The following is a 6,979-nucleotide window of genomic DNA, read 5'->3' on the forward strand; positions in this document are numbered from 1 at the left end:
GTTTATTTCGCATGCAAACCTTTAAATTTTCTAAGCCTGGCTTTTAGAAAAAAGAAATAATCTCTACTATACTTGATATTGTATAATCTTAGCTTGATAGTGATGGGGTCTTTGCAGCTCTTGGATTTATGGCAAATAATATGGGAGTACCGGTTGATAAAGTAGCAAGTGCTGGCGTTGGGCTTGCGTTCGTAGTATTTCCCCAAATTATTAATGAATTGCCGATGTCACCGTTGTTTGGTGTTTTATTTTTCTTATCGTTAACGGTTGCTGGAATTACATCGCTTATTTCACTCGCGGAAGTATGCTTTGCCGCTGTATCTGAAAAATTCAGTTTAAGTCGGGAAAAAACTATTGGAATTATGGGAACCCTTCTCGTGTTAGTTTCTCTTGTTTTTGCAACACGTGGTGGACTTATGTTCTTAGATGTTGTCGACTATTTCGCTAATAATTTCGGATTAATTACAATTGCACTTGCGGAAGTAGTTACGATAGGACTCATTTTACGCCGTTTACCAGTTTATCAAAATCATGCAAACTTTGTATCTGATATTAAATTAGGAACGTTTTGGAGAGTGAGTTTACTCGTTATTACTCCGCTTATGTTAGGGTATATGCTAATTGATGGTACAATCCAAAATATTAAAAAGAACTACGGAGATTATCCGACTGAGTTTGTTGTAACGTATGGTTGGTCGATAGCAGCAGCATTCCTCATAGTTGCAATAATCATTGGCCTGAAAAAATGGGATGCACAAATTCATTCGGATTCTGCCAAGCTTGAAAAAGAATGGAAAGATCGAGGTGTTTCATAATGAGTGGATCAGCGATTATGATGATGGTTATTGGAATAGTAGTCATTTGGGGAGGGCTTGCATTAAGTATTGCAAACTTATTTAAGAAAAAGGCATAAGTAAAAAACATCTGTACCGAAATGGTGCAGATGTTTTTTTATGAAAAAATTGTATTAGAAAAAAATTCAATAACCATACTACAACTACGAGGAAGAGTGAAGGGGTGAATGAAAGTTGGAACAAACGATTTATATTAAAATGCGCAATCGTTTAAAAGTTTCTCCTACTTATGAAGTAAAGCTGGGCGATGTTGCTCAACTTGCCGGAGATTCTTCCGTAGTTGAGTTGTTACAAAATGAGATAGTTTACAAAATAACAGCGCATGATAAGACGCATGTTGTAATTGATGTTATGAAAGTAATTGAGATTATTCAACAGAAAGCATCTCACGTACAAATTAATTTACTCGGTTCTGGACAAACTCTTGTTGAAATTATATACGAAAAAAAGAAGACACACCCAATTTTTTTCGGGCTTGTATGGCTGTTACTGTTCATTGGAGCGGCCCTTGCGATCATTTATTTCCATGAAGATGTAAGTATGCAACAAGTACATCAACGGTTATATTACATGATTACTGGAGAATTTAATGCACAACCACTTTTATTTCAAATTCCTTATTCTTTAGGTCTTGGCTTAGGGATGGTTTTATTCTTTAATCATGTATTTCAAAAGCGAATTAATGAAGAGCCGAGTCCGTTAGAAGTTGAGATGTTTCAATACCAACAGTCACTTGATCAGTATGTAATCGTTAATGAAAACAAGGATAATATGAAACAACTTGCCGATGATTGAGTCTGGATTTGTTATTTTAATTGGTTTAGCTGGAGGGATTGCGGTAGGTAGCGGATATGTCGCATTTTTAGCTGTACTTGGTATAATCCCCCGTTTAGCTCAATTAACGAGAAGTGGAAAGCATATTCAATATTTTGAGTGGGCAGTCATTGCAGGTACTTTAACAGGGGCTTGGTGCAGTTTGAAAAACATTACATTTCAAACGTCGCAATATTGGCTCGTTATATTAGGGATATTTTGTGGCACATTCATCGGAATGCTTGCTGCGGCATTAACAGAGGTGTTAAATGTTCTACCTATTTTAGCGAAACGAGTAGGGGTAGAGGGGAAGATTATTGTTTTACTCGTTGCTCTTGTACTTGGGAAAGTAATAGGATCGTTGTTTCACTGGATTTATTTCGTAAAGTAGGAGGCAGTATATAAATGACAAGTCAGAAATTGAAGGATGATTACATAAATAAAGTGAAGGAGTATCATCCAAAGCCAAACTATTTACTAAATTGTATCAAAGCATTTCTTGTAGGTGGACTCATTTGCACAGTTGGAGAAGTATTGATGAAATTTTATATACATTATTTTCACTTCAGTGAACAAGAGGCAGGAAACCCAACTGTTGCAACCCTTGTTTTATTATCCGCGATTTTAACAGGGTGTGGTGTATATGATAAAATCGGTCAATTTGCTGGAGCAGGATCAGCGGTACCGGTAACAGGATTTGCAAATTCTATGGCGAGCGCTGCCTTAGAACATAAGAGCGAAGGGGTTGTTCTAGGGATTGCTACAAATATGTTTAAACTGGCAGGAAGTGTGATTGTATTTGGGGTTGTTGGTGCATATATCATTGGGTTAATAAGGTATACCTTTAAAATTTTTATGTCTTAAAGGAGGGGCTAGTATGAGGTTGACCGGAAAACAAACGTGGGTATTTCAAAATGATATATATGTGAATGCAACGGGTACTGCTGTCGGTCCGAAAGAAGCTGAGGGCCCTCTTGGGGAAAAATTTGATACTTCATATGATGACTTGCATTGTGGAGAAGAAAATTGGGAGCTTGCCGAACGAAGATTAATGTCAGACTCAATTCAACAAGCAGTGCAAAAAGGGAATATAAAAACATCGCAAATTGATTTCTTTTTAGCGGGAGATTTATTAAATCAAACAGTGACAGCAAATTATGTTGCGCGTAAATGGGGCATTCCTTTTTTAGGAATGTTTAGCGCTTGTGCGACGTCTATGGAGACTTTAGCAGTTGGCTCAGCTTTTATAGACGGTGGATTTGCAAATCGTGTTTTAGCTACAGTAAGTAGTCATAATGCAACGGCTGAAAGACAATTTCGCTATCCAACAGAGTACGGTGGACAAAAGCCAGGGACAGCAAATTCAACTGTGACTGGTGCAGGGTCTATATTAATTAGCAATGAAAAAAGTGCAATTAAAATTACGTCGGCTACAATTGGAAAAGTGCAAGATTTAGGAATCACAAATCCTTTGGATATGGGAGCAGCGATGGCTCCAGCAGCAGCTCATACAATTCAACAACATTTTGAAGATTTAAGAAGAAGTGCCGATGATTATGATTTGATTGTTACGGGTGATTTATCAGCTGTTGGGACGCCGATTGCGAAACAACTTTTACTTGAGGAAGGTTATGATCTTGGGCATATATACAATGATTGTGGATTGATGATTTATGAATCAAGTCAAGAAGAAGTGTTTGCAGGTGGTAGTGGTTGCGCTTGTTCAGCAGTTGTCACATATGGTCATTTATTACACGAGATGCAAAAAGGGAATTTACAACGAATTTTTGTCGTTGCGACTGGTGCATTATTAAGCCCGATGATGATGCAACAGAAGGAAACGATTCCAACAATTGCACATGGTGTCGTATTTGAGAGAGTTAAAGGAGAGTGAATTGTGGATTTTATATATGCATTTCTTGTAGGTGGAGTTATTTGTTTAATTGGGCAACTATTGTTAGATTTCGTAAAGTTAACACCAGCTCATTTAATGGCAACTTTTGTAGTCATCGGAGCAATTTTAGATGGATTTGGATTGTACGATAAACTAATAAAGTTTGCAGGTGCTGGAGCAACAGTCCCTATTACAAGTTTTGGACATTCACTATTGCACGGAGCAATGCATGCAGCAGAAAAACATGGATATTTAGGAATTGGTATTGGCATGTTTAGTTTAACGTCTGCGGGCATTTCCGCAGCGATATTGTTTTCGTTTTTTATAGCACTTATATGTAAACCGAAAGGATAAATCAAATGAGACGAAGGGTTGTTTTGGTCACAGATGGAGATGAATATGCAAAGCGGACAATTGAGCTTTTAACGAAGGAATTTGGGGGAAGGTGTATTTCAGCATCACAAAGTAATCCAACCAAATTGACAGGGAAAAAAGTTGTTGAGCTTATTATGCAAACGCCATATGACCCTGTATTTGTCATGTTTGATGACAGTGGATTTATTGGAGAAGGATCTGGTGAAAAGGCTTTAAAATATGTGGCTACCCATAAACAAATTGATGTGCTCGGTATTTTAGCGGTAGCGTCTAATACGCATCATTGGGAATGGGCACGTGTAGATGTAAGTGTAGATCGGAACGGGAATTTAACCGAATACGGTGTTGATAAATTTGGACTTCCAGATGGTGAAATTGGCAGAATTAGCGGAGATACAATTTATTGTTTAGATGACTTGAATGTTCCTGTCATCGTTGGAGTCGGTGACATTGGTAAGATGTGTGGAAATGATGAATGGGAGAGGGGATCACCTATTACGAAGAAAGCAATTCAATTAATTTTGGAAAGGAGTGGTTTTTATGACGAAGCCTAAAAAAGTGGATATCCCTATATCAACTTTCATAAGTGACAATGAAAATTATTTAAAGCAGACAGTTGGACTAGGCGTTACATACGATGTTGGTATTCGTAAATTTCAAATTTTGAATAAAGAAATTGGTGTGTTATTTGTAAACGGACTTTGTGATACAAATTATATTATCCCTATTTTAGAAGAAGCGGTGGATACAAATGAGATAAGGGATGTAGAAGAAGATACAGTGAAGCTTTTAGAGAATCGCTTAATCCATCAACAAGTAAGTAAAGTGAAAACGATGGATGAGGTAATGCTCCAAGTATTATCAGGACTCATCGTGATATTTGTGGAAGGTGAAACGGAAGCGTTCGCAATCGATGTTCGTAGTTATCCAGGGCGAACGCCGACAGAACCAGATACCGAAAAGGTAGTACGCGGTGCAAGGGATGGATTTGTTGAAAATATCGTTGTAAATACAGCATTAATCCGTAGAAGAATTCGAGATCCACGTCTTCGAAATGAAATGGTTCGAGTAGGAGATAGATCACAAACGGATATTTGTATTACATACGTTCAAGATGTTGCAAATCCAGATTTAGTAAAGATTATAAAACAAGAATTAAATAACATCGATGTAGATGGAATTACGATGGCGGATAAAACAGTAGAAGAATTTGTTGTAAAGCAAAGCTATAACCCATTCCCACTTATTCGATATACAGAAAGGCCAGATGTAGCAGCAAATCATCTACTAGAAGGACATGTGTTAGTACTTGTTGACACATCGCCAAGTGCTATGATTACACCGACAACATATTTTCATCATTTACAGCACGCGGAAGAGTTTAGACAAAATCCAGCTGTCGGTACATTTTTACGCTGGGTGCGCTTTTTAGGTGTTATATTCTCGTTATTTTTATTACCATTTTGGTTAGTGTTTGTATTTGATCCAACTCTTTTGCCAGCAAATCTTGCTTTTATTGGACCGACTAAGATGACGCATTTACCAATTTTATTACAGGTGTTAATGGCAGAGGTCGGACTTGAGTTTTTAAGGATGGCAGCCATTCATACTCCAACGCCGTTATCGTCTGCAGCAGGATTGATTTCCGCTATATTAATTGGTCAAATTGCAATTGATGTAGGTTTGTTTGTGCCAGAAGTGATTTTGTATGTAGCAGTTTCGATGATTGGTGCATATGCAACACCGAGTTATGAATTAGGATTAGGGAATAAGGTTGGGAAATTGTTTGTTATTATTTTAACAGGCCTCTTCCATGAGATGGGATTTGTAATTGGTATGACGATATTAATTTTATTTTTAACGTCTATAAAAAGTTTACAAACACCTTATTTATGGCCGTTTTTACCATTTGATTGGGGCGCATTAACAAAAATTTTACTCCGTCCAACGATGTCTAGTTTAAAAGTACGACCAAGTATTGTAAGACCTCAAAATGTAAAAAGACAAAAATAAACGGGATTATACACCCGTTTATTTTTTTTTAGCAAAAATTTATTATTTTTTAACAAAAATCAAACATTTTTTGTGTACACTTAGAGTAGATATTGTGTATGGAAGGGGAAGAGGACATGATTAAATTATTTGTAAGTGATTTAGATGACACGCTCGTTTACGATGTGAATCATATGCAAAAAGAAGATGAACGTGCGCTGTGTTGGTTAGCTGAGAAAGGGACAAATATTTGTTTTGCCTCTGGCCGCTTTACACACAGAATTGATGAAGTTGTAAAAAGGTTTTCATTCCCATATTACACAACTGGCTTAAATGGAGCGACAATGTTGCTTCCGGATGGAAATTTATTTCATGAATCGAGTTTTGAAAATGTGGTTGCCCAGGAAATATATCGATATATACATAAAAAAGGACTAGCGGATATTGTTTGTGCAAATGAGCAGCGATATACAAAAAGGAAGAATGAACATCACCATAATTTTGAAGCGTATATGGGCGTGCATATCGCTGAAATTGAAGCGTTAGAAGAAGAGTTTGGTAAGACTGTACACCCTGCAAAATTGTTTGTTTTTGGAGAAGAAGAGAAAATTGTGACGTTAGATCAAGAGCTACGAGATATGTTTCAAGGCGAAGCGGAAGTTTTTATATCAGGTAAACGCTATGTTGATATTATGCCAAGAGGCGTGAGTAAGGGGAGTGCTCTAAAGCGACTAATGGACCATTTGCAAATTGAAGCAAATGAAGTTGCTTGTATTGGAGATTCTTTCAATGATATTTCTATGTTTGAAGTAACCCCGCATTCATTTACTCTTCATCATGCCCATCCATATGTAAAGGAGAAAGCAAATCATATAGTGCGTTCGGTTGAAGAGGCTGTTATGAAATTACCGTTACTTGTATAAAAAAAGAAGCCCGTCACTTGATATGCTCCCCCTATAGTAGACAGAAAAAAGAAAGCTTTATATCCTGTCTACTATAAGGGGGATTTTTTTATGGGGAAAATTAGAAGAACATATGATGAAACATTTAA

General features: G+C 37.0%; 9 protein-coding genes and 1 pseudogene. All 10 read left to right on the forward strand.

Annotated elements, in window-relative coordinates; all coding sequences use genetic code 11:
* Positions 1–104: 104 nt before the first annotated feature.
* Positions 105–815 (forward strand): annotated as a pseudogene (locus MR168_RS31570) (SLC5/6 family protein); the annotation flags it as partial.
* Entirely contained in the window at positions 815–913 is a 99-nt protein-coding gene (locus MR168_RS31575; RefSeq protein WP_000016826.1) for a methionine/alanine import family NSS transporter small subunit, read from the forward strand. The pseudogene MR168_RS31570 and the gene MR168_RS31575, both read left to right, overlap by 1 nt.
* A 115-nt stretch (positions 914–1,028) precedes the next feature.
* The gene (locus MR168_RS31580) at positions 1,029–1,649 is read left to right on the forward strand and encodes a stage V sporulation protein AA (RefSeq protein ID WP_000438369.1); all 621 of its coding nucleotides are present in this window, start codon (positions 1,029–1,031) and stop codon (positions 1,647–1,649) included.
* Positions 1,642–2,058 carry a stage V sporulation protein SpoVAB gene (gene spoVAB, locus MR168_RS31585; RefSeq protein ID WP_000572936.1) on the forward strand — a complete coding sequence of 139 codons (417 nt, stop codon included), beginning with the start codon at positions 1,642–1,644 and terminating at the stop codon, positions 2,056–2,058. Before MR168_RS31580 ends, spoVAB begins: the two co-directional genes overlap by 8 nt.
* 14 nt (positions 2,059–2,072) lie before the next feature.
* On the forward strand, positions 2,073–2,531 hold the full coding sequence (gene spoVAC / locus MR168_RS31590; protein ID WP_000203810.1) for a stage V sporulation protein AC: 459 nt from the start codon (positions 2,073–2,075) through the stop codon (positions 2,529–2,531).
* 13 nt (positions 2,532–2,544) lie between these two features.
* The gene (gene spoVAD / locus MR168_RS31595; RefSeq protein ID WP_242291734.1) at positions 2,545–3,561 is read left to right on the forward strand and encodes a stage V sporulation protein AD; all 1,017 of its coding nucleotides are present in this window, start codon (positions 2,545–2,547) and stop codon (positions 3,559–3,561) included.
* Between the two features lie 3 nt (positions 3,562–3,564).
* Positions 3,565–3,915: a stage V sporulation protein AE gene (gene spoVAE / locus MR168_RS31600; protein ID WP_000345916.1), complete on the forward strand. Its 351-nt coding sequence runs from the start codon at positions 3,565–3,567 to the stop codon at positions 3,913–3,915.
* Between the two features lie 5 nt (positions 3,916–3,920).
* Entirely contained in the window at positions 3,921–4,490 is a 570-nt protein-coding gene (spoVAEA, locus tag MR168_RS31605) for a stage V sporulation protein SpoVABEA (RefSeq protein WP_001254415.1), read from the forward strand.
* The gene (spoVAF, locus tag MR168_RS31610) at positions 4,477–5,949 is read left to right on the forward strand and encodes a spore germination protein SpoVAF (RefSeq protein ID WP_000165595.1); all 1,473 of its coding nucleotides are present in this window, start codon (positions 4,477–4,479) and stop codon (positions 5,947–5,949) included. Before spoVAEA ends, spoVAF begins: the two co-directional genes overlap by 14 nt.
* Before the next feature lie 98 nt (positions 5,950–6,047).
* Complete coding sequence (locus tag MR168_RS31615; protein WP_002024734.1) at positions 6,048–6,851, forward strand: Cof-type HAD-IIB family hydrolase; 804 nt, start codon at positions 6,048–6,050, stop codon at positions 6,849–6,851.
* Positions 6,852–6,979: the final 128 nt, after the last annotated feature.

The sequence above is a fragment of the Bacillus cereus group sp. BfR-BA-01356 genome (assembly GCF_022663635.1).
Lineage (GTDB): Bacteria > Bacillota > Bacilli > Bacillales > Bacillaceae_G > Bacillus_A > Bacillus_A cereus.

What these genes read in the sequence shown, in the direction of transcription:
- spoVAB (WP_000572936.1), top strand. Translation starts at nt 1,642, where the DNA reads ATGATTGAGTCTGGATTTGTTATTTTAATTGGTTTAGCTGGAGGGATT.
- spoVAEA (WP_001254415.1), top strand. Translation starts at nt 3,921, where the DNA reads ATGAGACGAAGGGTTGTTTTGGTCACAGATGGAGATGAATATGCAAAG.
- spoVAD (WP_242291734.1), top strand. Translation starts at nt 2,545, where the DNA reads ATGAGGTTGACCGGAAAACAAACGTGGGTATTTCAAAATGATATATAT.
- spoVAC (WP_000203810.1), top strand. Translation starts at nt 2,073, where the DNA reads ATGACAAGTCAGAAATTGAAGGATGATTACATAAATAAAGTGAAGGAG.
- spoVAF (WP_000165595.1), top strand. Translation starts at nt 4,477, where the DNA reads ATGACGAAGCCTAAAAAAGTGGATATCCCTATATCAACTTTCATAAGT.
- MR168_RS31575 (WP_000016826.1), top strand. Translation starts at nt 815, where the DNA reads ATGAGTGGATCAGCGATTATGATGATGGTTATTGGAATAGTAGTCATT.
- MR168_RS31615 (WP_002024734.1), top strand. Translation starts at nt 6,048, where the DNA reads ATGGAAGGGGAAGAGGACATGATTAAATTATTTGTAAGTGATTTAGAT.